Annotated in this window: 24 protein-coding genes; 17 read left to right on the top strand and 7 right to left on the bottom strand. The window is 71.2% G+C overall.

Annotated features, from left to right (window positions below):
• Positions 1 to 298: 298 nt before the first annotated feature.
• The 3 genes from ACFRKB_RS03340 (at position 299) to ACFRKB_RS03330 (ending at position 3,888) form a co-directional block, all read left to right on the top strand.
• The gene (locus tag ACFRKB_RS03340) at positions 299 to 1,339 is read left to right on the top strand and encodes a C40 family peptidase (protein ID WP_383102891.1); all 1,041 of its coding nucleotides are present in this window, start codon (positions 299 to 301) and stop codon (positions 1,337 to 1,339) included.
• A gap of 232 nt (positions 1,340 to 1,571) precedes the next feature.
• Positions 1,572 to 2,606: a C40 family peptidase gene (locus ACFRKB_RS03335; RefSeq protein ID WP_383102889.1), complete on the top strand. Its 1,035-nt coding sequence runs from the start codon at positions 1,572 to 1,574 to the stop codon at positions 2,604 to 2,606.
• Positions 2,607 to 2,637: 31 nt separating this feature from the next.
• Positions 2,638 to 3,888 carry a hypothetical protein gene (locus tag ACFRKB_RS03330; RefSeq protein ID WP_383102887.1) on the top strand — a complete coding sequence of 417 codons (1,251 nt, stop codon included), beginning with the start codon at positions 2,638 to 2,640 and terminating at the stop codon, positions 3,886 to 3,888.
• Here ACFRKB_RS03330 and ACFRKB_RS03325 read toward each other — a convergent pair.
• Positions 3,845 to 5,092 (bottom strand): glycosyltransferase 87 family protein, encoded by a 1,248-nt coding sequence (locus tag ACFRKB_RS03325; protein ID WP_383103273.1) that lies wholly within the window; start codon positions 5,090 to 5,092, stop codon positions 3,845 to 3,847. The two genes, ACFRKB_RS03330 and ACFRKB_RS03325, sit on opposite strands and share 44 nt — an antisense overlap.
• Before the next feature lie 113 nt (positions 5,093 to 5,205).
• On the opposite strand from ACFRKB_RS03325, the gene ACFRKB_RS03320 reads away from it, so the two are divergent.
• Positions 5,206 to 6,360: a glycosyltransferase family 4 protein gene (locus ACFRKB_RS03320; protein ID WP_383102885.1), complete on the top strand. Its 1,155-nt coding sequence runs from the start codon at positions 5,206 to 5,208 to the stop codon at positions 6,358 to 6,360.
• Between the two features lie 466 nt (positions 6,361 to 6,826).
• On the opposite strand, the gene ACFRKB_RS03315 is transcribed toward ACFRKB_RS03320, so the two are convergent.
• Positions 6,827 to 8,623, bottom strand: a complete 1,797-nt coding sequence (locus tag ACFRKB_RS03315) for an AMP-dependent synthetase/ligase (protein WP_383102884.1) — start codon at positions 8,621 to 8,623, stop codon at positions 6,827 to 6,829.
• A 296-nt stretch (positions 8,624 to 8,919) separates the two neighbouring features.
• Here ACFRKB_RS03315 and ACFRKB_RS03310 point away from each other — a divergent pair, with 296 nt between their 5' ends.
• From ACFRKB_RS03310 to ACFRKB_RS03285, 6 genes are all read left to right on the top strand, one after another.
• Positions 8,920 to 9,687: a metallophosphoesterase family protein gene (locus tag ACFRKB_RS03310; RefSeq protein WP_383103271.1), complete on the top strand. Its 768-nt coding sequence runs from the start codon at positions 8,920 to 8,922 to the stop codon at positions 9,685 to 9,687.
• 74 nt (positions 9,688 to 9,761) lie between these two features.
• Positions 9,762 to 10,205 carry an SRPBCC family protein gene (locus ACFRKB_RS03305; RefSeq protein WP_030355401.1) on the top strand — a complete coding sequence of 148 codons (444 nt, stop codon included), beginning with the start codon at positions 9,762 to 9,764 and terminating at the stop codon, positions 10,203 to 10,205.
• Positions 10,206 to 10,210: 5 nt separating this feature from the next.
• A complete protein-coding gene (locus tag ACFRKB_RS03300) occupies positions 10,211 to 11,392 on the top strand; it encodes an ArsA family ATPase (RefSeq protein WP_383102882.1) in 1,182 nt (393 codons plus the stop codon).
• An 89-nt stretch (positions 11,393 to 11,481) separates the two neighbouring features.
• The gene (locus ACFRKB_RS03295; protein ID WP_383102880.1) at positions 11,482 to 11,952 is read left to right on the top strand and encodes a DUF5304 domain-containing protein; all 471 of its coding nucleotides are present in this window, start codon (positions 11,482 to 11,484) and stop codon (positions 11,950 to 11,952) included.
• 118 nt (positions 11,953 to 12,070) lie between these two features.
• The gene (locus ACFRKB_RS03290; protein ID WP_365977899.1) at positions 12,071 to 13,012 is read left to right on the top strand and encodes an ROK family glucokinase; all 942 of its coding nucleotides are present in this window, start codon (positions 12,071 to 12,073) and stop codon (positions 13,010 to 13,012) included.
• Positions 13,013 to 13,137: 125 nt separating this feature from the next.
• Positions 13,138 to 13,890, top strand: coding sequence for an endonuclease/exonuclease/phosphatase family protein (locus tag ACFRKB_RS03285; RefSeq protein ID WP_383102878.1), 753 nt, complete (start codon positions 13,138 to 13,140; stop codon positions 13,888 to 13,890).
• A gap of 34 nt (positions 13,891 to 13,924) precedes the next feature.
• Here ACFRKB_RS03285 and ACFRKB_RS03280 read toward each other — a convergent pair whose 3' ends face one another.
• Both ACFRKB_RS03280 and ACFRKB_RS03275 read right to left on the bottom strand, forming a co-directional pair.
• Entirely contained in the window at positions 13,925 to 14,638 is a 714-nt protein-coding gene (locus tag ACFRKB_RS03280; RefSeq protein ID WP_383102876.1) for a hypothetical protein, read from the bottom strand.
• Positions 14,547 to 15,326, bottom strand: a complete 780-nt coding sequence (locus ACFRKB_RS03275; protein ID WP_383102874.1) for an alpha/beta hydrolase — start codon at positions 15,324 to 15,326, stop codon at positions 14,547 to 14,549. Before ACFRKB_RS03275 ends, ACFRKB_RS03280 begins: the two co-directional genes overlap by 92 nt.
• Before the next feature lie 148 nt (positions 15,327 to 15,474).
• Here ACFRKB_RS03275 and ACFRKB_RS03270 point away from each other — a divergent pair, with 148 nt between their 5' ends.
• From ACFRKB_RS03270 to ACFRKB_RS03255, 4 genes are all read left to right on the top strand, one after another.
• Complete coding sequence (locus ACFRKB_RS03270; protein ID WP_383102872.1) at positions 15,475 to 16,188, top strand: lysophospholipid acyltransferase family protein; 714 nt, start codon at positions 15,475 to 15,477, stop codon at positions 16,186 to 16,188.
• A 39-nt stretch (positions 16,189 to 16,227) separates the two neighbouring features.
• The gene (macS, locus tag ACFRKB_RS03265) at positions 16,228 to 17,409 is read left to right on the top strand and encodes a MacS family sensor histidine kinase (protein ID WP_383102870.1); all 1,182 of its coding nucleotides are present in this window, start codon (positions 16,228 to 16,230) and stop codon (positions 17,407 to 17,409) included.
• Positions 17,406 to 18,080, top strand: a complete 675-nt coding sequence (locus ACFRKB_RS03260) for a response regulator (RefSeq protein WP_383102869.1) — start codon at positions 17,406 to 17,408, stop codon at positions 18,078 to 18,080. The genes macS and ACFRKB_RS03260 overlap by 4 nt, the downstream gene beginning before the upstream one ends.
• A gap of 144 nt (positions 18,081 to 18,224) precedes the next feature.
• A complete protein-coding gene (locus ACFRKB_RS03255; protein WP_383102867.1) occupies positions 18,225 to 19,253 on the top strand; it encodes a 6-phosphofructokinase in 1,029 nt (342 codons plus the stop codon).
• Positions 19,254 to 19,726: 473 nt separating this feature from the next.
• Here the strand turns inward: ACFRKB_RS03255 and ACFRKB_RS03250 are convergent, their stop codons facing one another.
• Positions 19,727 to 21,649 carry an anthranilate synthase family protein gene (locus ACFRKB_RS03250; protein WP_383102865.1) on the bottom strand — a complete coding sequence of 641 codons (1,923 nt, stop codon included), beginning with the start codon at positions 21,647 to 21,649 and terminating at the stop codon, positions 19,727 to 19,729.
• A gap of 261 nt (positions 21,650 to 21,910) precedes the next feature.
• On the opposite strand from ACFRKB_RS03250, the gene ACFRKB_RS03245 reads away from it, so the two are divergent.
• Positions 21,911 to 23,263 (top strand): class II 3-deoxy-7-phosphoheptulonate synthase, encoded by a 1,353-nt coding sequence (locus tag ACFRKB_RS03245; protein ID WP_383102863.1) that lies wholly within the window; start codon positions 21,911 to 21,913, stop codon positions 23,261 to 23,263.
• A 160-nt stretch (positions 23,264 to 23,423) separates the two neighbouring features.
• A complete protein-coding gene (locus tag ACFRKB_RS03240) occupies positions 23,424 to 23,690 on the top strand; it encodes a (2Fe-2S)-binding protein (protein ID WP_383102861.1) in 267 nt (88 codons plus the stop codon).
• 4 nt (positions 23,691 to 23,694) lie between these two features.
• On the opposite strand, the gene bfr is transcribed toward ACFRKB_RS03240, so the two are convergent.
• Positions 23,695 to 24,174, bottom strand: a complete 480-nt coding sequence (bfr, locus tag ACFRKB_RS03235; RefSeq protein ID WP_383102859.1) for a bacterioferritin — start codon at positions 24,172 to 24,174, stop codon at positions 23,695 to 23,697.
• A gap of 156 nt (positions 24,175 to 24,330) precedes the next feature.
• Here bfr and ACFRKB_RS03230 point away from each other — a divergent pair, with 156 nt between their 5' ends.
• Positions 24,331 to 24,963: a sulfite oxidase-like oxidoreductase gene (locus ACFRKB_RS03230; protein WP_383102857.1), complete on the top strand. Its 633-nt coding sequence runs from the start codon at positions 24,331 to 24,333 to the stop codon at positions 24,961 to 24,963.
• An 18-nt stretch (positions 24,964 to 24,981) separates the two neighbouring features.
• Here the strand turns inward: ACFRKB_RS03230 and ACFRKB_RS03225 are convergent, their stop codons facing one another.
• The gene (locus tag ACFRKB_RS03225; protein ID WP_383102855.1) at positions 24,982 to 25,836 is read right to left on the bottom strand and encodes a deoxyribonuclease IV; all 855 of its coding nucleotides are present in this window, start codon (positions 25,834 to 25,836) and stop codon (positions 24,982 to 24,984) included.
• Position 25,837 lies beyond the last annotated feature (1 nt).

Below are 25,837 nucleotides of genomic sequence, written 5' to 3'. Positions count from 1 at the left end.
CTCATTGTCGGAGCGCAGCGTCAAATGTCCATGACTGCCTGTGCGGTGTCTGTAAATTATGTGCGTCCCGACGGAGTTTTTCCTTGGAAGGATTTGAACTGATCACGAGGAGGTCACTAAGGTCAGGCCTCGAACCTTCGCGCGGTTGATCATCCATCCGGGGTGGCAGCGAAGGGACCGCCGATTTCATGCAGTTCAGCCCGTTTCGGTCCAGTTCGCTGGAGGGATGGACGCAGGAAGCCGGGACGTCACGTCCCCATGGCCCGGTAGGCGGCTGAGGAAGAAGGAGCTCGCCTCCGTGGCGTCCCACCGTCGACCCAAGCAGCCGAGCCGCGCCCGTGTGACCGTGCTCACCGCTACCGCCGCCGCCGCGGTTGCTCTCAGCTCCCAGGCCGCACAGGCCGCCGAGCCGAAGCCGAGCAAGGAAGACGTCAAGGAGAAGGTCGACAAGCTCTACGAGGACGCGGAGAAGGCCACCGAGAAGTACAACGGGGCCAAGGAGACGCAGGGCAAGCTCGAAAAGCAGGTCGAAGCCCTCCAGGACAAGGTCGCCCGCGGCCAGGACGAGCTCAACGACCTGCGCGACGGCCTCGGTTCGATGGCCAGCGCCCAGTACCGCACCGGCGGCATCGACCCCGCCGTCCAGCTGTTCCTCTCCTCGGACCCGGACAGCTACCTGGAGAAGGCGTCCACGCTCGACCAGGTCAGCGCCAAGCAGGCCGACACGCTCCAGCAGATCCAGTCCAAGCAGCGGAACCTCGCGCAGCAGCGCCAGGAGGCCCAGACCAAGGTCAAGGACCTCGCGGACACCCGTAAGCAGCTCGGCGAGAAGAAGGACGAGGTCCGGGCCAAGCTCGCCGAGGCGCAGAAGCTGCTCAACACGCTCACCGCGCAGGAGCGCGCCGCGCTCGCCAAGGAGGAGGAGTCCCGCGCCAGCCGCGACGGCGGCACCTCCTCGCGCGCCGACCTCGGCAACTCCGTGCCCTCTTCGCAGGTCGCCGCCGCCGCGTTCGCCGCCGCCCAGAGCAAGATCGGCACCCCGTACGTCTACGGCGCCAGCGGCCCCAGCTCGTTCGACTGCTCCGGACTGACCTCCTGGGCGTACGCGCAGGCCGGCGCCGCCATACCCCGTACCTCCCAGGCCCAGGCCAGCGCCGGTACGCGCATCGGCATGAGCCAGCTCAAGCAGGGCGACCTGGTCATCTTCTACGGCGACCTGCACCACGTCGGCTTCTACGCGGGCAACGGCCAAGTGCTGCACGCCCCCAAGCCCGGTGCCAACGTCCGCTACGAGTCCATCAACAACATGCCCTTCCAGTTCGGTGTCCGGATGGTCTGACGGGCGCTGACACCCGCCCATTCGGGCGAATTCACGCTACGTACGCTGACGCCGCGCCCCGCCGATGACCTTGTGGTCTCCGGCGGGGCGCCGCTTTGTGTGCCCGGGGCGGTCGTTGGTCGCTCCGTGGTCGCACGGCTACTGTCTGCTGCGCGCAGCTCCGGCCAGCGGTCCGCCCGTCGGGCGGCAGGGGCTGCGTCAGTGCGTACAGCGGAAGGAAGTGCGGCTTCCTGTGGTGTCCCATCGCCGCCCCTCACAGCCCGGCCTGGGCCTCGGCGCCCGCGGCAGCGCCATCGCAGTGTCCGCCGCGGCGGCCACGGCAGCGGCTGCGCTCGGAGCCGCCCCCGCGGGCGCCGACCCGCAGCAGACGCCGGAGGCCACCCGCGCCAAGGTCGACCGGCTGTTTGAACAGGCCGAGAAGGCCACCGAGTTGTACAACAAGGCCAACGAACAGGCGGGACGGCTGCGCGGCCTGGTCGACCGGGCCCAGGACAGCGCCGCCCGTGGCCAGGAGCGCGTCAACACGATGCGCGGGGCGCTCGGTTCGCTCGCCGGCGCCCAGTACCGCTCGGGCGGTATCGATCCCGCCCTCGCCCTGCTGCTCTCCTCCGACCCCGACAGCTATCTCGACAAGGCCTCCGTCCTGGACCGGGTCGGCGCCCGCCAGTCCGGCACCCTGAGAGAACTCCAGCAGGCCCAGCGGAGGCTGGGACAGGTGCGTATGGAAGCCGCCCACGACCTCACCGAGCTGGAGCGCAGCCGGGCCGCCGTATCCCGGCACAAGCGCACCGTCGAGCGCAAACTCGCCGAGGCGCGGCGGCTGCTCGACTCGCTGCCCACCGCCGACCGCGACTCCTACGACCGGGCCTCCCGCTCCGACCGCGGCGAGGGCTCCGCGCTCCTGGGCGGCGCGCCGGCCTCGGCACGCGCCGCCGCGGCGGTACGCGCCGCCCAGAACGCGGTGGGCCGGCCCTACGTCTGGGGCGCCAACGGGCCCTCGGGCTTCGACTGTTCCGGGCTCACCCAGTGGTCGTACGCGCAGGCGGGCGTCGGACTCCCGCGCACCTCCCAGGCGCAGCGCTACGCGGGCCGGCAGGTCCCGCTCTCCGCCGCGCGCCCCGGTGACCTCGTGGCGTACCGCGACGACGCCAGCCACATCGGCATGTACGTGGGCAACGGCCAGGTGATCCACGCCCCGTACCCGGGAGCCTCGGTGCGCTACGACCCCGTCGGCATGATGCCGGTCTCGTCGGTCACACGCGTCTGATCCGGACCCGCCACCCCGTACGATCGGCGGCGTGGCAGGTCGGGCGCGTACCGCGGCAGGACGGCACGGCGCGTGGGGACGTACGGCCGTGCCGTGGCTCGTCGCGCTGCTGCTGGCGGCGGGCTGCACCGCCCCCGAGAAGACCACGGACACCGCCACCGACGCGATCGGGCGGACCCTGGAGCGCCGGGCCGCGGCCGTGCTGGACCGGGACGAGGACGCGTATCTCGCCGTCCTCGCCCCCTCCGCGCGCACCCTGCGCGCCACCGCGCGCGAGGAGTTCGAGAACCTCGCGGACGTGCCGCTCGGCTCCTGGACGTACCACCTCACCGGCATCGACCGGACCGGCGGCCGGGCCACCGTCCAGACCGAACTGCGCTACCGCCTCGCCGGCTACGACACCGCGCCCGTCTCCACCCCGCGCACGCTGACGCTGGAGGAGAGCGGGGGACGCTGGTACGTGACCGGGGACCGGCCGGGCGCGGGCGGCTCCCCACAGCTCTGGCAGCAGGGCGAGGTACGAGCCGTACGCGGCGCCCACAGCCTCGTCCTCGGCGTCGGGGCCGGAGAAGCCGCCGCCGCGCGGCTGCGGGGGATCGCGGCCGCCGCCGACCGGGCCGTACCCGCCGTGGACGGCGCCTGGCCGGGCCCGTGGGCGCGCCGGGTGGTGCTGCTCGTACCGGACTCCCTGGAATCCATGGCCGGACTGCTGGGGGCGCCCGCCGCCGGATACCGCGGCATCGCGGCGGTCACCACCGGCGAGGTCGGCTCCCCCGGCGCGGCGCCCGCCGACCGGATCGTGGTGAATCCCGAGGCGTACGGCGCCCTGAGCGCCTACGGACAGCGGATCGTCCTCACCCACGAGACCACCCATGTCGCGACCCGCGCCGCCACCTCGGCCGCCACCCCGGCCTGGCTCTCGGAGGGCTTCGCCGACTGGGTCGCGTACCGGCGTACGGACCGGACGGCCGGCGAGATCGCCCCCGAACTCCAGCGCGCCGTACGCCGAGGGGAGACGCCCGCCGGGCTGCCGACCGACCAGGACTTCGCCTTCGGCGGCGACGCCGACCGGCTGGCCCGCTCCTACGAGGGCGGCTGGCTGGCCTGCGAACTGATCGCCCGGGACTGGGGCGAGCGGCGGCTGACCGACTTCTACCGGGCGGTCGGCGCGCACCCGGGGCGCGCGGGGGCGGTGGAGAAGGCGGCGCACGACGTGCTCTCCACCACGCCGGAGAACCTCACCGCGCGCTGGCGCGACTTTCTGCGTCAGCGTCTGGCCTGACCGCGAGCGCGTCCCTGTCGCGCCGGGGCCCGGAGACCGTGTCCCGCCACAGCCGCACACACGCGGTCAGGGTCGCCGCGACCAGCAGCCCGTTCCGTACGGCCAGCAGCAGGATCCCCAAGGGGTCACCGGCCACCACATGCGAGAACAGCAGCGGGAATTCGAGCAGCGTCACGCCGGTCGCGGCCACCACCAGCCGCGCGGGCAGGGCCATCCGGCTCGCCCGTAGCGTCAGACAGACGGCCGCCAGACCGACCAGCCAGAGCATGTACTGCGGACTGATCACCCGGCTCGTGGTGGTGAACAGCAGCACGGCCGCGAACGCCGCGTCGTACGGCGTGCCCGCGCTGAACTCGCGCGCCCTCAGCCGCCACACCAGCAGCCAGCCGAAGGCCAGCACGGTCAGCGCCAGCGCGGCGTTGCTGACCAGCGCGACATACGGCCCGACGAACTCCACGGAGCCGTAGTTGAGCAGCACGCTCCCGTTCCAGCCGTAATGCCTCGCCACCTGGAAGACCAGCGCGCCCAGCGACTCGATCTCCGTGCCCCGGTCACGCTGGAAGGTGAGGAACGCCAGCGCCCCGGGCATCGCGAGGGAACAGACCACCACCAGCAGGGCCGCCACCGCCGCGGCCGTCGCCCAGGACCGCCGGGTGGCCCGGCCGCGCGGGGTGCCCACCAGCAGCAGGACCGGCCACACCTTCAGCAGCGCGCCGAACCCGGCGAGCGCCCCCAGCAGCCGCGGCCGGCGCACCCCGGCGAGCAGGGCCGCGACCGCCACCGCCGTCACCATCAGGTCATAGCGCGCGTACGCCGTCGGACCCAGCAGCGGCACCCCCACCACCCATACCCACGCACCACGTATGGACCGGCCCGTCCGCCTGCCCGCGTACAGCAGCAGACCGAACGCCAGCGCGTCACAGAGCAGCGCCAGCACGAAGAAGGCGGAGGCGTAGCCGAGGAACGGCAGCACCGCGGGCGAGACGATCGCCAGCGCCGCGGCCGGCGGATACTGCCAGGTCACATCGTCCAGCGGGTACGTGCCGGTCTTCAGCACCTCGTACCAGCCGTGGTAGATCACCGCGACGTCCCCGGTGACGTCTGGCCCCGGCAGCGTGATGACCTTGAAGACGCAGAGCAGCAGCGCCGCCCTGGTGAGGGCCCACACCGCGACCGGGAACCGTGTGCCGTGCGCGCCCGTCATGACCGCCTCATCCTCGTCCGACTCGTACGTGCTCGCGGGAGTCATGATGCCGGGCGGGGCTGTGCGGGAGCCACGAGGCGGGGCCGCCGGTGCGTTGGGTACTGTCTGCGGCGATGCACAAGACATTGATCGTGACCAATGACTTTCCGCCCAGGCCCGGTGGCATCCAGGCGTTCCTGCACAACATGGCGCTCCGGCTGGACCCCGAGCGGGTCGTCGTCTACGCGTCCACGTGGAAGCGCGGGCGCGAGGGCGCGGAGGCGACGGCGGCGTTCGACGCGGAGCAGCCGTTCACCGTCGTGCGCGACCGTACGACGATGCTGCTGCCGACCCCGCGCGTCACCCGCAGAGCCACCCGGCTGCTGCGCGAGCACGGCTGCGAGTCGGTCTGGTTCGGCGCGGCGGCCCCGCTCGGCCTGATGGCCCCCGCCCTGCGCGCGGCCGGCGCACGGCGTCTGGTCGCCACCACACACGGCCACGAGGCCGGCTGGGCCCAGCTGCCCGCCTCCCGGCAACTGCTGCGCCGTATCGGCGAAGGTACGGACACGATCACCTACCTCGGCGAGTACACGCGCTCGCGCATCGCCGCCGCGCTCACCCCGGAGGCGGCGGCGCGCATGGTCCAACTGCCGCCCGGCGTCGACGACAAGACCTTCCACCCGGGCTCGGGCGGCCAGGCCGTCCGCGAACGGCTCGGCCTCGCGGACCGGCCCGTCGTGGTCTGCGTCTCCCGGCTGGTCCCGCGCAAGGGCCAGGACACGCTGATCCTCGCGCTGCCCGCGATCCTGGCGCGGGTGCCGGACACGGTGCTGCTGATCGTGGGCGGCGGACCGTACGAGGCGGCGCTGCGGAAGCTGGCGGCCGACACGGGCGTGGCCGACTCCGTACGCTTCACCGGCGCCGTCCCCTGGTCGGAACTGCCCGCCCACTTCGGCGCGGGAGACGTCTTCGCGATGCCATGCCGCACCCGTCGCGGCGGCCTCGACGTCGAGGGCCTGGGGATCGTCTACCTGGAGGCGTCGGCGACGGGGCTCCCGGTGATCGCGGGCGACTCGGGCGGGGCGCCGGACGCGGTGCTGGAGGGCGAGACGGGGTGGGTGGTGCGTGGGGGGCCGCCGGGGGTCGCCTCGGCGGAGACGGCGGAGCGGGTGGTGGCACTGCTGCTGGACCCGGAGCTGAGACGGCGGATGGGGGAGCGGGGGCGGGACTGGGTGGAGGAGAAGTGGCGCTGGGACTTGCTGGCGTCGCGGCTCAGGTCGTTGCTTTAGCCGTCCGGCGGTGCGCTGCGCTGCGCTGTGCGGGGTACGGGTGCGTGCGTCGTCGGCCGGGGGCCGGGGGCTCCGGAGGTACATGTCCGGACGGCATGCTGTGCTTTCCCGGGGGACACCCCCGGACCCCCGTACGGCGCACCTGGCCACAGTCGGAAGACGGGCGTCCGCGCGCCACAAATCACGCTTTAGTGTCCGGACACGCACCTCCTACACCCCCGGCCCCCTCCCGCCGGTGGGCCCGCTCGCCTCCGCGCCCGACCCGGGCCGCCTGTGCGGGCGGTGAAGGGGGGCGCGCAGGGGTCGTGTCCGGGACACTAAAGCGTGATTTGTGGCGCGCGAACGCCAGTGTCTAAACGCTGGCCAGCTGCGCGCCGTAAATCATGCCGTCCCGGGCGCGAGCCCCGGAGCGCACCCCGGCGACAACCCGCACACACCCACCGGCCCCAGCCGAAACGAACCCCCCTCAGCCCTGATAAATCGCTTCGATTTCGTCGGCGAAGTCCTTGGCCACCACGTTCCTCTTCAGCTTCAGCGACGGCGTGATATGCCCCGCCTCCTCCGTGAACTGCCGCGTCAGCACCCGGAACTTCCGTACCGACTCCGCCTTCGACACCGCCGCGTTCCCCTCGTCCACCGCCCGCTGCACCTCCGCCAGCAGCTCCGGGTCCAGGCGCAGCGTCGCCGCCGTCGCGTCGGAGGGTTTGCCGTGGTCCTTGGCCCAGCGGGTCAGGAACTCCTCGTCCAGGGTGATCAGCGCGCCCACGAACGGGCGCCCGTCGCCGACGACCATGCACTCGGCGATCAGCGCGTGCGCCCGGATGCGGTCCTCGATGACGGCCGGGGCGACGTTCTTGCCGCCCGCGGTGACCAGGATCTCCTTCTTGCGGCCGGTGATCGCGAGGTAGCCGTCCTCGTCGAGCGTGCCGATGTCGCCGGTGTGGAACCAGCCGTCCGCGAGGGCCTCGGAGGTCGCCTCGGGGTTGTTCCAGTAGCCCGTGAACAGGTGCTCGCCGTGGAGCAGGACCTCTCCGTCGTCGGCGATGCGGATGACGGAGCCCGGCAGGGGCTGGCCGACCGTGCCGATCTTCTGCCGGTCCCACGGGTTGAAGGCCGTCGCCGCGCAGGATTCGGTGAGGCCGTAGCCCTCCAGCACCGTGAAGCCGATGCCCCGGTAGAAGTGGCCCAGCCGCTCGCCCAGCGGGGCGCCGCCCGAGATCGCGTACTCGCCGCGTCCGCCGAGGACCGCCCGGAGTTTGCCGTAGACGAGTTTGTCGAAGATCTTGTGCCGGATCCTCAGCCCGAGGGACGGGCCCTGCGGGGTGGACAGCGCGCGGCTGTACGCGATCGCCGTGTGCGCGGCCTTGTCGAAGATCCGGCCCTTGCCGTCCGCCCGCGCTTTGGCGCGGGCCGAGTTGTAGACCTTCTCGAAGACGCGCGGGACGCCGAGGATCAGCGTCGGCCGGAAGGTCGCCAGGTCGTCGGTGAGGTTCTTGATGTCGGGCAGGCAGCCGAGCTTGATCGGTGCCATCACGGCCGCCACCTCGACCAGCCGCCCGAAGACATGCGCGGCGGGCAGGAAGAGCAGTACGGAGCACTCGCCCGTGCGGAAGAGGGGTTTGAGGCGTTCCACCGCGTTGCCGCACTCCGCGAAGAAGCTGCGGTGCGTCAGCACACAGCCCTTGGGGCGGCCGGTGGTGCCCGAGGTGTAGACGATGGTCGCCGGGTCGTCGGCCTTCGCGGTCGCGGCGCGTTCGTCGACCGTCGCGTCCGTGATCCCGGCGCCGGCGGCGGTCAGTTCCGCGATCGCGCCGTTGTCGATCTGCCAGACGTCGCGCAGACCGGGGAGGCCGTCCCGTACCGATTCCACCTTCGCGGTGTGCTCCGGGCTCTCCACGATCGCCGCGACCGCGCCCGAGTCGCCGAGGATCCACTGCACCTGCTCGGCCGAGCTGGTCTCGTACACCGGGACGGTGACCCCGCCGGCGCTCCAGATCGCGAAGTCGAGCTGTACCCATTCGAAGCGGGTACGGGACATCAGTGCGACCCGGTCGCCGGGCTGGATGCCGGCCGCGATCAGGCCCTTGGCGGCGGCCCGTACCTCGGCGAGGAACTGGGTGGCGGTGACGTCCGTCCAGGCGCCCGCCACCTTGCGGCCGAGGACCGCGACATCGGGGTGCTGCGCGGCATTGCGGCGGATGAGATCCGTCAGGTTGCCGTCCGAGGGGACCTCGTACAGGGCCGGAAGGCTGAACTCGCGCAAGACTGCTGCTCCTCATCGGGCGCCGGCGCCACGGCTTTGTGCGCGCCGGCTGCGGTCCAAGATCGGGCAGGTGCTCGGTGGGGCGAGCACGACTGGACTGCCCGGACGTTACCCATCGGTACTGACGTACCGATAGAGGGTCCCGGCCAGATGTTCCGTGCGTCACACGTACTGTGCGGTACTTCGCGCAGAGTAGTCCAACCCGTCCGACACCGCGGTCAGGGCGGAAGGAACCGCAGGTCCGGCCCCTCTACCAGGGCCGCAATCGGGGTTCTAGGGTGATCGCCATGCGAGGTATGCGAGTCAATGTGATCAGTGATGTCCATGGGAACGCGCGGGATCTCGCGAAGGCGGGCGACGGCGCCGACGCCCTGATCTGTCTCGGTGACCTCGTTCTCTTTCTGGACTACGCGGACCACTCGCGCGGCATCTTCCCCGATCTCTTCGGCGTCGGGAACGCCGACCGGATCGTGGCGCTGCGCACCGCCCGCCGTTTCGACGAGGCCCGGCGGTTCGGCCGGGAGCTGTGGGCGGAGTCCGGGCTCGATCCGAGGACCGCCATCGAGCAGGGCGTACGGCGCCAGTACGCCGAGTTGTTCGCGGCGTTCCCCACCCCGACGTACGCGACATACGGCAATGTCGATATCCCGGACCTCTGGCCGGAGTACGCGCGGCCGGGCACCACCGTGCTGGACGGTGACCGGGTGGAGCTGGGCGGCCGGGTCTTCGGCTTCGTCGGCGGCGGCCTGCGTACCCCCATGAGCACCCCGTACGAGATCTCCGACGAGGAGTACGCGGCCAAGGTCGAGGCACTCGGCGAGGTGGATGTGCTGTGCTCGCACATTCCGCCCGACGTGCCCGAGCTGACGTACGACACGGTCGCCCGCCGCTTCGAGCGCGGCAGCACCGCGCTGCTGGACGCGATCCGCCGTACGAAGCCGCGGTACTCCCTGTTCGGGCATGTCCATCAGCCGCTGGCCCGCCGGATGCGTATCGGCGCCACGGAGTGCGTGAACGTGGGGCACTTCGCGTCGACCGGGCGGCCGTGGGCCATGGAATGGTGACCGGCGCACTCGCGATAGCCTGCACCACACATATCCAGAAGCCGGGACAGCCCCAGCACCGGAGGAGCACGGCGATGGCGGAACACACCAGTTCGAGCATCACGATCGAGGCGGCACCGGCCGACGTCATGGGCGTGATCGCCGACTTCGACCGCTACCCCGAGTGGACCGGCGAGGTGAAGGAGGCCGAGGTGCTGGCCACCGACAGCCGGGGCCGTGCCGAGCAGGTCAGGCTGGTGCTGGACGCCGGAGCGATCAAGGACGACCACACCCTCGCCTACACCTGGACCGGCGACAACGAGGTCAGCTGGACACTGGTGAAGTCCCAGATGCTGCGCGCCCTCGACGGCTCGTACCTGCTGACGCCGGCCGGCTCCGGCACCGAGGTCACCTACCGGCTGACCGTCGACGTCAAGATCCCGATGCTCGGCATGATCAAGCGCAAGGCCGAGAAGGTCATCATCGACCGGGCCCTCGCGGGCCTCAAGAAGCGCGTCGAATCCGTCCCCGGAGCCTGACGCCGATGCGTACGGTCCTCGTCACCGGCCCCGGCGGGGCGGGTCGTACGACCATCGCCGCCGCCACCGCGCTCGCCGCCGCCCGGCGCGGCGGACGTGTCCTGCTGCTCTCCGCCGACCCGCTCGGCGATGTCCTCGGAACCCCGGCCGGCCCGCCGGACGACCCCGCTCCGGTACGGGACGGCCTGTGGGCCGCGCGCGTCGACCCGGGCGTGCACTTCCGTACGGAGACGCTCGCCTTCCAGGAACGGGCCGCCACCGTGCTCGACCTCCTCGGCGCCCGCAAGCTGGCCGGTGAGGAACTCACCGAGCTGCCGGGCAGCGAACAGTCCGCCCTGCTGCACGCCCTGCGCCGGGCCGCGGCCGGCGACTGGGACGTCCTCGTCGTCGACCTGCCGCCGCTGCGGGACGCCCTGGCCCTGCTCGCCCTGCCCGCGCAACTGCGCCGCTATCTGCGCCGGCTGCTGCCCCAGGAGCGGCAGGCCGCCCGCGCGCTGCGCCCGGTGATGGCCCAGCTCGCCGGGATACCCATGCCCGCGCAGTGGCTGTACGAGACGGCCGCCCGGTGGGACGCCGAACTGGCCGCCGTCCAGTCGCTCGTCGAGGACCCCGCGACGACCCTGCGGCTGGTCGCCGAGCCCGGTCCCGCGGCGGCCGAGGCCCTGCGCGCCGCCCGCGCCGGGATCGCGCTGCACGGACTGCGCGTCGACGCGCTCGTACCCAACCGCATACTGCCCGGCGACGCCGCGGACCCCTGGCTCGCGACGCTCGTCGCCCAGCAGCGCAAGTGCCTCGACGAGTGGCACGAGGCATGGCCGGCCGGGACGCCCGTCCATGTGGTGGGTCATCTGGGCCGGGACCCGCGCGGTCTCGACGACCTCGCCCTGCTCGACAGCGCGCCCGAGGGCGCCGCCGGGACCCCCGTCGCGGACCCCTGGCCGGTCGAGGACCGGCTCGCCGAGGAGAATCTGCTCGTCTGGTGCCTGCCGCTGCCCGGCGCGGTCAAGAGCGAACTGGCGCTGGTACGCAGGGACGACGAACTCCTGCTCACCGTCGGCCCGTTCCGCCGGATCGTTCCGCTGCCGTCCGCGCTCCGCCGCTGCACCGTCACCGGGGCGGCCCTCACGGACGGTGTGCTGCGGGTGAGATTCACCCCGGACCCCGATCTGTGGCCGCGCGCGCACTGAACGACGTACCTCCGTTCGGGTACGGTCGAAGGTACGAACCCTTCCGCTGCCCATGGCGGAAGACCCTGTCTCTGACGCAGGAGTGCCGCATGAGCGATGCCACCGAGCGCCCCGCCGCCGACTCGGACGCCTGGGCCACGGCATGCGCCGAGGATCTGGAGGCCGAGAAGGCGCGCCGCCGCGCCACCTACGGACCGCAGCCAGGCTCCGCCACCGAGGAACTGCGCAAGCTGGTCGACGCCGTCGCCGACAAGGTGTCCTCGCTGCCCGGCCCGCTGTTCGGCGTGGCCGCGCAGGGCGCCGTTCAGCAGTTCATCAACCAGGCCAAGGCCGCCGTCGAGCCGGTCATCGAGCGCAACCCCGGAGTCTTCGACCATCTCGCCGCCGCGGGCAATGAACTGCTCGCCGCCTACCGCTCCGCCGTCGAGTCCCAGGAAGCCCGCTGGACCCAGGGGACGCCGCCGCCGGCCGGCCCCGCACGGGAGACGGAGAAGGCCGGCGATCCCACCGACCCGAGGGACGAAGGACCTGGTCCGGACGGCCGGATCGACCTGGACTGACCACCGGGCGGACAGCGATGTCCCTGGCCGGAGCGGCCGGGGCGGTGCCCGCCCTCGGGTACGGTTGGCCCTAGGCCCTGTCCGGCCTAGCGGGGCTCGACCGAAAACTGAGGGACACATGGGACTCACCATCGGCGTCGACATCGGCGGCACGAAGATCGCGGCCGGCGTGGTCGACGAAGAGGGCACCATCCTGGAAACGCACAAGGTACCCACACCGCCGACCGCCGAAGGCATCGTGGACGCGATCTGCGCCGCGGTCTCCGGTGCCGGCGAGGGGCACCAGATCGAGGCCGTCGGCATCGGCGCCGCCGGTTATGTGGACGACAAGCGCGCGACCGTCCTCTTCGCGCCGAACATCAACTGGCGTCACGAACCGCTCAAGGACAAGGTCGAGCAGCGGGTCGGACTGCCGGTCGTCGTGGAGAACGACGCCAACGCCGCCGCCTGGGGCGAGTACCGGTTCGGCGCCGGGCAGGGCCATGACGACGTCATCTGCATCACGCTCGGCACGGGGCTCGGCGGCGGCATCATCATCGGCAACAAGCTGCGCCGCGGACGCTTCGGTGTGGCCGCCGAGTTCGGGCACATCCGGGTCGTGCCCGACGGACTGCTGTGCGGTTGCGGCAGCCAGGGCTGCTGGGAGCAGTACGCGTCAGGGCGTGCTCTCGTCCGGTACGCCAGGCAGCGCGCCAACGCGACGCCCGAGAACGCCGCGACGCTGCTCGGTCTCGGCGACGGCACCCCGGAGGGCATCGAGGGCCGGCACATCAGCGCGGCGGCCCGCGCCGGTGACCCCGTCGCCATCGACTCCTTCCGTGAGCTGGCCCGTTGGGCGGGTGCCGGTCTCGCCGATCTGGCCTCGCTCTTCGACCCGTCCGCGTTCATCGTCGGCGGCGGGGTGTCGGACGAGGGCGAACTGGTCCTCGACCCGATCCGCAAGTCCTTCCGGCGCTGGCTGATCGGCGGCGAGTGGCGCCCGCACGCCCAGGTGCTCGCGGCCCAACTGGGCGGCGAGGCAGGGCTCGTGGGAGCCGCGGACCTGGCCCGGCAGGGCTGACCGCGGGCTGACGCGACGCGATCGCGCCCGCCGCCACCGTGTCATCGGTGCGGCGGGCGCCGTCATGTCCGGGGCCCCTGGTGTCGGCGTGTACGGCCGTCCCCGCCTGCCGATATCTTGGCCGCATGGCGATGCCCACGCTGCCCGACTCCCGTACCGAGCCGGATGGTTCGGCGGTGATCCGGGTGCTCAGCTACAACATCCGGTCGATGCGCGACGACAACGAGGCTCTGGCCCGGGTGATCAGGGCCTGTGCGCCCGATCTGGTCCTCGTCCAGGAAGCGCCGCGCTTCTTCCGCTGGCGCAAACGAGCGGCCTGGCTGGCGGCGCACACCGATCTCGTGGTGCTCGGCGGCGGCGCCACCGCGGCGGGACCGCTGCTGCTCTGCTCGCTGCGCGCCACGGTCGAACGGACGGAGGACATCCTGCTGCCGCTCACCCCGGGCCTCCACCGGCGGGGATTCGCGACGGCGGTGGTACGGATCGGGGGCGCCCGGATCGGGCTGCTCAGCTGCCATCTGAGCCTCCAGTCCGCCGAGCGCCACGCGCAGGCGGGGATGGCGCTCGACCGGCTCAAGGCCATGGACGTGCCGCACACCATCGTCGCCGGGGACCTCAACGACCGCCCCACCGGCCGGAGTTTCCGGCTGCTGGCCGGGGAACTCCAGGACTGCCGGGCCGTCGCGCCCTGGGGCGGCGAGTACACCTCGCCCGCCGAGCACCCGCGCCGGCGCATCGACGCGATCTTCGCCACGCGCGGCATCGAGGTGCTCGGCTGCGGGGTGCCGCACGGTCTGCCGGGCCTCGACGAGGCCGATCTGAGGGCGGCGACGGATCACCTTCCGGTGCTGGCCGCCCTCCGCGTACCGGCCTTCTGAATCTCCCCGAGCCTTCTGAATCTCCCCGAGCCCGTCAGACCACCGCGCCGCGCCCCGGGTCGTCGCTGTCGTCGTCATCGTGCTTCATCCGCGCCACCAACGTGGCGAAACCGCCCAGGAAGCCGCCGATGCAGAGCGTGCTCAGCCACCACGTCATGTCCCAGCGCAGCAGAACGGCGATCAGCATCAGCACCGGACCGCCGATCACCGCGAGCCAGGCGAATCGGGCCGTCGCGTCGGACTCCGGCAGCGGCGGCGGCTCCGGCGGGACGAAATGGCCCTCGTCGCTCTCGTCGAGGTCGTCCTCCCGCGCCTCCGCCAGCTGGTAGTCACGCGGCCCGCCGACGCCGGGCGCGAAGATCACCGAACCGCCCAGCGCGGGCTTCCCGTCCTCGGCGTCCGGATCCGGCTCCTTCGCGGCCTTCTTCTCCGGGTCCTTCTCGGGGGGCTTGCTCAGCTTCTTGTCCGGAGCCGCCGCCTCCGGCCCGGCCCCCGGGCTTGTACTGTTCCGCTCGCTCTCCAGCAGGGCCTGATCGTCCACCGACTTGAACGGCTTGGTGCCCGGCGGATCCGCCGGCTCCTCCCCGTACCCGGCCACGATCGCGGCCCAGGCCGCGTCCTCGTCGATCGGCTGCGGCTCACGGTCCGCGTCATGCTCAGCCACCGGTGGTGCTCCCCTTCTTCCCGACACTCGGAGCGAGCCGGCCGATGAACGCGTGACTCTCCTCGAAAATCCGCTCCGCGTCATGGTCCAACGTCGCCACGTGGTAGCTCTGTTCCAGCAGGACCTCACGGACATCCACCGACGAGACCCGGGACAGGATCCTGGCCGAGTCGGCCGGCGGCACCACATGGTCCCGGGAGCTGTGCAGCAGCAGCAACGGCTGGGTGACCTGCGGCAGATCCGTGTCCACCAGCCGGAAGAAATTCCGCAGTGAGTACGCGGCGTGCAGCGGCACCCGGTCGTAACCCACCTCCCGCGCGCCCTCCTTGGCGATATCGCTCGTCAGGCCCCTGGTCGTCGGAACCAGATGACGGATCACCGGCAGCGCGTACGCCGCCGCTCCGTGCACCTTGATCCCGGGGTTGACCACCACGACCCCGCCGACCTCCTCGCCGTGCCTGGCCGCCAGCCGCAGCGCCAGCGCCCCGCCCATCGAGAGCCCCAGGACGAAGACCCGCGCACACCGCTCCAGCAACTCCCGCAGCGCCCGGTCGACCTCCGCGTACCAGTCCTGCCAGCCGGTGACCTGCATGTCCTGCCAGCGCGTGCCGTGCCCGGGGAGCAGCGGCAGCGATACGGTCAGCCCGCGCTCGGCCAGGTACTCGGCCCAGGGGCGCAGCGACTGCGGGGAACCGGTGAATCCGTGACAGAGAAGGACGCCGACCTCGCCGCCCTCATGGCGGTACGGCTCGGCTCCGGGAAGGACCGGCACCGGGGTCTCCTGTTCGTGGGGATCGGACGATGTCCTTCACCGTACGCGACCGGACCGACACCGACCAGATCCGTCGGGTACCCATGAAGGAGAGCGCGCGAGCCCCACGGGTTAAGGTCAGTGCGACAGCACACAGGAGGCATTCGAGTTGATCTACGGCGCCATGAAGTTCTCCATCGGAGGGTCGCTGAAGCTTGCCTTCAGGCCCTGGGTGGAGGGCCTGGAGAACATTCCCGCCGACGGTCCGGCGATCCTCGCGAGCAACCATCTCTCGTTCTCGGACTCGTTCTTCCTCCCGGCCGTGCTCGACCGCAAGGTCACCTTTATCGCCAAGGCCGAGTACTTCACCTCGCCCGGCGTGAAGGGCAAGCTCACCGCCGCCTTCTTCAAGGGCGTGGGACAGCTTCCGGTGGACCGCTCGGGCGCCCGGGGCGCGGGCGAGGCCGCGATCCAGAGCGGCATCAAGGTCCTGGCGAACGGTGAACTCTTCGGTATCTACCCGGAAGGCACCCGCTCGCCCGACGGCCGTCTCTACCGCGGCAAGCCCGGCGGCCTCGCACGCGTGGCGCTCGCCTCCGGTGCGCCGGTCATCCCGATCGCCATGATCGACACGGAGAAGATCCAGCCGCCCGGCAAGGTCGTCCCGAAGCTGATGCGCCCGGGGATCAGGATCGGCAAGCCGCTGGACTTCACGCGCTACCAGGGCATGGAGGGCGACCGGTTCATCCTGCGTTCGGTCACCGACCAGGTGATGTACGAGATCATGAAGCTCTCGGGCCAGGAGTATGTCGACATCTACGCGACGGCGGCCAAGCGCCAACTCGCGGAAGCGGCGAAGTCGGCGGGCTCCGCCGGGGAGTGAGCCCGGGGCGAACCGGCCGCGGTGGGACAGGGGGGGCGAGTGGCCAGGCGCGAGCGCGTCGTACGGATGTCCGTGGAGCAGCCGCTGTGGCGGGCGCTGACCGCGTACCGCGTGCTGACGATGGTCTACGCGGTCCTGATCTTCGTCTATGAGCGGGAGCGGTTCGAACGCCCCTGGATCGCCGCCTGGTTCCTCGCGTTCCTGGCCGTATGGACCCTCGCCACGCTCCCCAGAGTCGCCAACGCCGTCAGCTGCACCAAGCGCTTCCTCGTCGCCGATCTGACCGTCGCGGTCACCGGCATCCTGCTCACGCCGCTCGCCGACACCCACGCCCAGCAGATCGACGGCCCCACCCTGCCGTCGATATGGGCCGCGGGCTCGGTCCTCGCCTTCGCCATCAAGGGCGGCTGGCGCTGGGCAGCGGTCGCCTCCTCCGTCGTCGCCGTCGCCAACCTCATCGAGCGCGCGCACCCCAGCCGGGACACTCTCCACAACGTCCTGCTCGTCTGGGTCGCCTCCATCGCCATCGGATACGTCGTCGAGGTCGCCCGCGCCTCCGAACGCACCCTCGCCCGCGCCCTGGAGATCGAGGCCGCGACCCGGGAGCGCGAGCGGCTGGCCCGTGACATCCACGACAGCGTGCTCCAGGTGCTCGCGATGGTGCAGCGGCGCGGTACGGCGCTGGGCGGCGAGGCCGCCGAACTGGGCAGGCTGGCGGGGGAACAGGAGATCGCCCTGCGCACCCTGGTCTCCAGCGGACTGGTGCCCGCCTCCCGCGCGACCGAGGACACGGCGGTCCCCGCGGCCGGCCGGAACGACGAACCGTGCGACCTGCGCACGCTCCTCGCGCCGTACGCCGGTTCCCGGATCACCTTCTCGGAACCGGGCGCTCCGGTCCTCCTGCCGCCGGCCGCCGCCCAGGAACTGGCGGCCGCTGTCAGTGCCGCCCTGGACAATGTCCGCAGACACGCGGGCACCGACGCCCGCGCCTGGATCCTGGTCGAGGAATGGCCGGACGAAGTGATCGTGACCGTACGGGACGACGGCCCCGGCATCCCGGAGGGCCGGCTCGCCCAGGCCGAGGGCGAGGGCCGGCTCGGCGTCGCCCTCTCGATCCGCGGCCGGCTGCGGGACCTGGGCGGCACGGCCGAGCTGATCTCGGTGCCGGGGCAGGGCACGGAAGTCGAGTTGAAGGTTCCACGGGGGGAGACACGGCGATGAGCGAACAGACCGACCCGATCAGGGTGATGGTGGTCGACGACCACCCGATGTGGCGCGACGCAGTCGCCCGCGATCTGGAGGCCGCCGGCTTCGAGGTGGTCGCGACCGCCGAGGACGGTCCGCAGGCGGTGCGCCGCGCGAAGGCCACCACCCCGCGGGTGCTCGTCCTCGACCTCAATCTGCCCGGTATGCCGGGCGTTCAGGTCTGCAAGGAGCTGGTCGGCTCCCTTCCCGGACTCCGCGTCCTGGTGCTCTCCGCCAGCGGCGAGCACGCCGATGTCCTGGAGGCGGTGAAGTCCGGCGCGACCGGCTATCTGCTCAAGTCGGCCCGTACGGAAGACCTGACCGACGCCGTACGCCGCACCGCCGTCGGCGACCCGGTCTTCACCCCCGGCCTCGCCGGCCTGGTGCTCGGGGAATACCGCAGACTCGCCTCCGAGCCCGCGCCCGCCGCCCCCGACGAACCGAAGGCCCCGGAACTGACCGAGCGCGAGACCGAAGTGCTGCGGCTGGTCGCCAAGGGCCTCTCGTACAAACAGATCGCCGAACGTCTGGTCATCTCGCACCGCACCGTGCAGAACCATGTGCAGAACACCCTCGGCAAGCTCCAGCTCCACAACCGCGTCGAGCTGGTGCGGTACGCCATCGAACGCGGCCTCGACGACGTCTGAGCCGGCCCGCGCCCGGAGAATCCTCACAAGCCTCCATCCGCCCTCTGGTGCAACGCAATTGACCCTGCGCACCATGCCGGAGTGACCTGAGTCACCCTTCCTGTGGCCCGGGTACCCGATCGATGGCGAAGGGGAGTGTTTTCCATGCGCGTCGGAGTACTGACCGGGGGCGGCGACTGTCCCGGGCTCAACGCGGTCATCCGCGGCATCGTACGCAAGGGTGTCCAGGAGTACGGCTACGAATTCACCGGGTTCAGGGACGGCTGGCGAGGACCGCTGGACGGCGACACCCTACGGCTCGACATCCCCGCGGTACGCGGCATCCTGCCCCGCGGCGGCACCATCCTCGGCTCCTCGCGGACCAACCCCCTCAAGGCCGAGGACGGTGTCCGCCGCATCAGGGAGACCCTCGCCGCGCAGGGCGTCGACGCGCTGATCGTGATAGGCGGCGAGGACACCCTCGGGGTGGCGGCCCAGCTCTCCGACACGCACGGCATCCCCTGCGTCGGCGTACCCAAGACCATCGACAACGACCTCTCGGCCACGGACTACACCTTCGGCTTCGACACCGCGGTCGGCATCGCCACCGAGGCGATCGACCGGCTGCACACCACCGCCGAATCCCATATGCGCGTTCTGGTCTGCGAGGTGATGGGCCGTCATGCGGGCTGGATCGCCCTTCACTCCGGCCTGGCCGGCGGCGCGAACGTCATCCTCATACCGGAGCAGCGCTTCGACGTCGACCAGGTCTGCGCCTGGGTGACCTCCCGGTTCAAGGCGTCGTACGCCCCGATCGTGGTCATCGCCGAGGGTGCGATGCCGAAGGACGGCGACCTGGTCCTGAAGGACGGCACGCTGGACTCCTTCGGCCATGTCCGGCTGTCGGGCGTCGGCGAATGGCTGGCCAAGGAGATCGAGCGCCGCACGGGCAAGGAGGCCAGGACGACGGTCCTCGGCCACGTCCAGCGGGGCGGCACCCCGAGCGCCTTCGACCGCTGGCTGGCCACGCGCTTCGGCCTGCACGCGATCGAGGCGGTGCGCGACGGCGACTACGGCAAGATGGTCGCGCTGCGGGGTACGGACATCGTGCGCGTCCCGATCTCGGAGGCGACGGCGCAACTGAAGACGGTGCGGCCGGAGTTGTACGAGGAGGCGGGGGTCTTCTTCGGCTGAACGCCGTCCGGCGGGGGGTCGTGGTGCGGTGCGCCGTCCGGCGGGGGCCGTGGTGCGGGGCGCGGTGGGTGGTGCCGGGGGCCGGGGCCTCCGGAGGTGCGTGTCCGGACTGCGCTGCGATCGATATGCGACTCCGTCGCGTGGTCACCGCGCTTCGCGCGAGCTGCGACGCTTTACGTCCGGACACGCACCTCCTCCGACCCCGACCCGCTCGCCCCCGCGCACGACCCGGGCCGCCTGTGCGGGCGGTGAAGGGGGGCGCGCAGGGGTCGTGTCCGGGACACTAAAGCGTGATTTGTGGCGCGCGACCGCCCGTCTTCCAACTGTGGCCAGTTGCGCCGTAAATCATGCCGTCCCGGGCGCGAGCCCCGGAGCGCACCCCGGCGACAACCCGCACCGCACCACCGGCCCGAGCCGAAACGTACCCGGGACAACGCCCCCCGCCGGAGGCGCACCGCGCCACCCGTACCGAACTACCCGCACCCGGAAACCGGCCCCAGCCGAACCGCACCCCCGCCGCACGCCATCGCCAGCAGCGACGCCACCAGCCCCGCCCCGTTCAGCGTCAGCACCGACTCCGGATGGAACTGCACCGACGCGAACCCGTCGCCCCGCAGCCCGTACACCTCCCCACTGCCCGCGTCCCGGCTCACCTCCACCCCCCGCGCCGCCAGCTCCCCCGCCGTCGCGTCATCGCACCGCGCGGTGAAGCTGTTGTAGAAGCCGACCGTCTCCTCCCGCCCGAACAGATCGATCCTGGTCTGCGCGCCCTGGTACGGCTCCCGCTTGCGTACCGTCTCCAGGCCCAGCTCTGCCGCGATCAGCTCATGTCCGAGGCAGACCCCGAGCAGCCCGTGCCGCCGGTCACCGAGCAGTCCCGCCGCCAGCCCGCGCAGCAGCCGCATCTTCGGGTCGGTCGTGTCCGCCGGGTCGCCGGGGCCGGGGCCCAGGACGACCGGACCCTCGTGTCCGTACACGGCCGCGCGCAGACCCGGTTCGTCGTAGCGCCGCACCGTCACCTCCAGGCCCGACGACCGCAGCACATGCGCCAGCATCGCGGTGAACGTGTCCTCGCCGTCGACGACCAGCGCGTGCCCGGTGAGCGTCGCGGACGCCGTCCGCATCTTCAGCCAGAACGGCGCGAGGTCCGCGCGCCGCGCGTCGAGTGCGGCCCGGATCCTCGGGTCGTCGGCGAGCCGCGGGCGGGCGGACTCGTCGCGCGGCCGGCCCGGCCGTACGCCCAGCGCCGCCAGCACGCCCGCAGCCTTGGCGTGGGTCTCGGCGACCTCGCTCGCCGGGCGCGAATGACGTACGAGCGTCGCCCCGACCGACACCCGCAGCCCGCCGCCGGGGTCGATGTCGGCGGTACGGATCAGGATGGGGGAGTCGAGGGTCTGCGCCCCGCCGGCGTCGCGCCCGATGAGCGCGAGCGCGCCCCCGTAGTAGCCGCGCCCGCCGGCCTCATGGCGCTCGATGACCCGGCAGGCGTTCTGCACCGGCGAGCCGGTGACCGTCGCCGCGAACATCGTCTCCTTCAGCACCTCGCGCACATCGAGCGACGAACGGCCCCGCAACTCGTACTCCGTGTGCGCGAGATGGGCCATTTCCTTGAGCCGGGGGCCGATCACCACCCCGCCCCGGTCGCCGACGGTGCACATCATCTTCAGCTCCTCGTCGACGACCATGGAGAGCTCCTCCGTCTCCTTGCGGTCGCTCAGGAACTCCAGCAGCGCTTCCGGGGCCGGGCCCTCCGGCGGATAGCGGAAGGTCCCGCTGATCGGGTTCATCACGACGGTCCCGCCGCTCATCCGGACATGGACCTCGGGGCTGGCGCCGACCAGGGTGCGGTCGCCGGTGTGGACGAGGAACGTCCAGTACGCGCCGCGCTCGCCGGTGAGCAGCCGCCGGAAGAGGGCGAGGGCGTCGGCCCGTGCGAAGCCGGGGACCCGGCCCTCGAAGGTCCGCCGGATGACGAAGTTCGCGCCTTCGCCCCGGCCGATCTCGTCCTCGATCACCCGCCGCACGATCTCCGCGTACCGCTCGTCGTCGATGTCGAACGCGCCGTCCTCGACCCGTACGGCATGGCCGGGCAGCCGGGCGAGGAGCTCACCGAGCGGCAGTTCGTACGACTCGTCCGCGACCAGCACGGCCAGCGGGGTCCCGTCGTCCCGTACGTCGAAGCCGCGCTCCCTGATCTGCCGGAACGGTACGAGCGCGAGCGAGGGCCCGGCGCCGTCCGGCAGCTCGGCGAGCCGGCCGGCCTCGTGTACGGATCCGATCAGCAGCTCGACGACATCGTGGTCCCGGCCGGGCGTGCGGCGGCGGAGGAGGGCGAAGGGCGGGCCGTCGTCGTCCAGGAGTCGTGCGACGAGCGTCCGCGGTGTTCCGTCGGTCATCGGGGGTGTTCCTTCCGGGTGGAGGGGGAGGAACGGCCCGCTTCTCCGGTCCGAAGCCCGGACCCGGAAAACACTGAAGGCCGCCCCTCGGGCGGCCTTCGCGATGCGTGGTGCGCGCGTGAATCAGTGGGCCGCCGAGCGAGCGGTCCACCACCAGGTCTGATGCGAAAGCGCGAACATGAGCGGCACCCTAGCGCATCCGCCGTTCCACACTGTGAGCGCCGCCTGTACCACTGCCCGCGACCACGTAATCTGGAGCGCGTGACAGTCAACGCTGAGAACCCCGCGGCCCATGTGCCCTCCTGGCAAGATCTTCCCGCTGCCCAGCAGCCGGAGTATCCGGACCAGGAAGCCCTGCGCGGGGTCGTGGCCGAGCTGGAGAGCTATCCTCCGCTCGTCTTCGCGGGGGAGTGCGACCAGCTGCGCGCCCGGATGGGAGCCGTCGCCAGGGGCGAGGCGTTCCTGCTCCAGGGCGGCGACTGCGCGGAGGCGTTCGACGCCGTCTCCGCGGATCACATCCGCAGCAAGCTGAAGACGCTCCTTCAGATGGGTGCCGTCCTCACCTACGCGGCGTCCGTGCCGGTGGTGAAGGTCGGCCGGATCGCCGGGCAGTACTCGAAGCCGCGCTCCAAGGGCACCGAGACCCGTGACGGTGTGACGCTGCCGACGTACCGCGGTGACTCCGTCAACGGTTTTGACTTCAACGAGAAGGCCCGGATCCCGGACCCCGAGCGGCTCAAGCGGATGTACCACGCGTCCGCCGCCACGCTCAATCTGGTCCGCGCCTTCACCACCGGCGGCTACGCCGATCTGCGTCAGGTGCACGCCTGGAACCAGGACTTCGTGAAGTCGTCCCCGTCGGGCCAGCGTTACGAGCAGCTCGCCCGCGAGATCGACAACGCGCTGAACTTCATGAAGGCCGCGGGCACCGACCCGGCGGAGTTCCGCACGGTCGAGTTCTTCTCCTCGCACGAGGCGCTGCTGCTGGACTACGAGTCGGCGCTGACCCGGATCGACTCCCGTACCGGCCGGCTGTACGACGTCTCCGGTCACATGGTCTGGATCGGTGAGCGCACCCGCCAGCTGGACGGCGCGCACATCGAGTTCGCTTCGAAGATCAACAACCCGATCGGGATCAAGCTCGGCCCGACGACGACGGTCGACGAGGCGCTGACCTACATCGACCGCCTCGACCCCGACCGCGAGCCGGGCCGGCTGACCTTCATCGTCCGCATGGGCGCCGACAAGGTCAGGGACAAGCTCCCCGAGCTGGTCGAGAAGGTCACGGCCTCCGGGGCCACGGTGGCGTGGGTGACCGACCCGATGCACGGCAACACCTTCGAGGCGGCCTCCGGCCACAAGACCCGCCGCTTCGACGATGTGCTCGACGAGGTCAAGGGCTTCTTCGAGGTCCACAAGGGCCTCGGCACCCACCCGGGCGGTATCCATGTGGAGCTGACCGGCGACGATGTCACCGAGTGCGTGGGCGGCGGCGACGAGATCTTCGTCGACGATCTGCACCAGCGCTACGAGACGGCCTGCGACCCGCGGCTCAACCGCAGCCAGTCGCTCGACCTGGCCTTCCTGGTCGCCGAGATGTACCGCGACCAGTAGGAACGCCCGGGCGGGCCGGAACGCCACGATGGGGCACGGATCGATGTGATCCGTGCCCCATCGGTGTTTCCCGGGCTTTTGTCCGGCGGGGGTGGCAGGTAAGGTTAGGTTAGCCTCACCGGGAATACGGGGTGGCCTGAACCAGCGAACCCTCCGGGAGGTGAACCGCGTGTACGTCTGCTCCTGCTTCGGCATCACCGAAGCACAGGTGAAGGAACACGCGGCCGCCGGCGCCTGCACCCCCCGCCAGATAGCGTCGGCCAGCAAGGCCGGCACCGACTGCGGTTCGTGTGTACGCCGTATCCAGTCCCTTCTCGGCCGTGGCGGCTGCCCCCGCCGCGAGCTGCTCGACCGCGGCGTCCCCGCGCTCGCGGAGCTCGACGTACCGGAGAGCGCGGCCCCGCCGGCCCTTCGAAAAGCGGCCTAGCGGCCTAGCTGTCGGGCTGCTCGATCTGCTGGGCGATATAGAGCGGCTCACCGAGCTTCTCGATCAGCTCCAGTTGCGTTTCGAGATAGTCGATGTGGTGCTCCTCGTCCTTGAGGATCGATTCGAAAATCCCCTTCGAGGTGTGGTCGGCCTTGCTCCGCATGACTTCGATTCCGCGCTTCAGCCGGTCGATGGCCTCGACCTCGACCTCCCGGTCCGCCTCGAACATCTCGGTCACCGTCTGTCCGACCCGCACATGGAAAAGCCGCTGGTAGTTCGGCAGCCCCTCCAGAAAAAGGAGCCGGTCGGTGAGCAGCTCCGCGTGCCTCATCTCGTCGAACGACTCGGCCCGGGTGTATTTCGCGAGCTTGGTCCACCCGTTGTTCTCCTGCATTTTGCTGTGCAGGAAATATTGATTGATGGCGGTCAATTCGGCGGTCAGCTGCTCATTGAGGAATTCGATGACCTCGGGGTCGCCCTGCATCGCAGAGGCTCCTTCCAGGCGAGTGACGGGGCAGAATGCGCGCATCCTCGCACCGTCACCGAGCACCGTCCAGTAAGTGCATGCTTAGTGTGAGTTGCCCGATTATGTCCCGCACCTGGTCATGACCACCCCTCGCGGTCTGTCACCATGGAAGGCATGGGTCAGCCGGAAAGCCGGGAACGTCACGAGCCGGAACAGTCCGAGCTACCACCGGGGCAGCGTCTACAGCGCGGCTGGCCGGTGACCCACTATGGGCCCGTACCGAAATTCCGGCAGGAACGCTGGGAGTTCCGGGTCTTCGGAGCCACCGCCGACGGCGACAAGCACTGCTGGAACCACGAGGAGTTCTCGGCGCTGCCGTTCTCCACGGTCGTGGGTGATCTTCACTGCGTCACGAAGTTCAGCATGGTGGGGGCCGAATGGGGCGGCGTCCCGGCCCGTACGGTCGTGGAACTCGCGCCGCCCGCGCCGGGCGTCACCCATGTCATGGTCTGGGCCGAGTACGGCTTCAGCTCGAATCTGCGCCTCGCCGACTTTCTCTCGGACCGCACGATATTCGCCACCCACAAGGACGGTGAACTGCTCACCGCCGAGCACGGCTTCCCCGTACGGCTCGTCGTACCGCATCTGTATGCCTGGAAGGGGCCCAAGTGGGTCCGGGGCGTGGAATACATGACCGCCGACCGTCGCGGTTTCTGGGAGGAGCGCGGCTATCACAACATCGGCGACCCCTGGGCCGAGCAGCGCTACTCCTACCAGGAACTCCCGGGCGAAGGCCCGGAGTTGTAAGCCGTCCGTGACCCGGCGTCAGCCGTCGCGCAGCTTCTTCAGCAGCGCCACATCCGCCGCGTGCCCCTCCTTGCCACCCGGGGTCTCGATCACCAGCGGAACGTTCTCGGTCGCCGGATGCGCGAACAGCTCACGGAACGGCTCCTCGCCGATGTGTCCCGCGCCAATGTTCTCGTGACGGTCCTTGTGCGCGCCCGCCACGTCCTTGGAGTCATTGGCGTGGATCAGCTTGAGCCGCCCCTCGCCGACCGTGTCCACCAGCAGATCCAGCGTCTGCCGCATCCCGTGCGGGCCCGCCAGATCGTGCCCGGCCGCGAAGATATGGCAGGTGTCCAGACAGATGCCCAGCTTGGGGTGGGCGTCGAGCGCCTCGAAGTACGGGCCGAAGTCCCAGGTCCTGGAGCAGAGCGAGAAGCCCTGTCCGGCGGTCGACTCCAGCAGCAGGAACGGATCGTCGTCATGGGTCAGCTCGTCGAGAAGCGGCAGCATCCGCTCCCGTACCTGCGCGAGCGCCACCTCGCGGGGCCGTCCGCCGGTCGCCGAGCCCGTATGCACCACGACGCCCCGCGCGCCGATCTCCCGGCCCCGGCGCAGGCTGTGCCGCAGCGACTCCACCGACTTCTCGGCGGTCGCCTCCGTATGCGAACCGAAGTTGATCAGATACGGCGCGTGCACATACGCCGGGATCTCCTCCGCCGCGCACCGCGCGCGGAACTCCTCGTCCTGCGCCGGATTGCCCGGAGGCGTCGCCCAGCCGCGCGGATTGGCCGCGAAGACCTGGACGGTCTCGGCGCCCAGCTCCCGTGCGTAGGCCAGGCCGGTCGAGGCGAGGCCGCCGGCCACGGGGACATGGCCGCCGACAGGGTTGCGCATA

The organism is Streptomyces scopuliridis, from assembly GCF_042790125.1.
Lineage (GTDB): Bacteria > Actinomycetota > Actinomycetes > Streptomycetales > Streptomycetaceae > Streptomyces > Streptomyces scopuliridis_A.
Note: the sequence above shows the minus strand (reverse complement) of the source record. Positions and strands in the feature narration are given on the sequence as shown.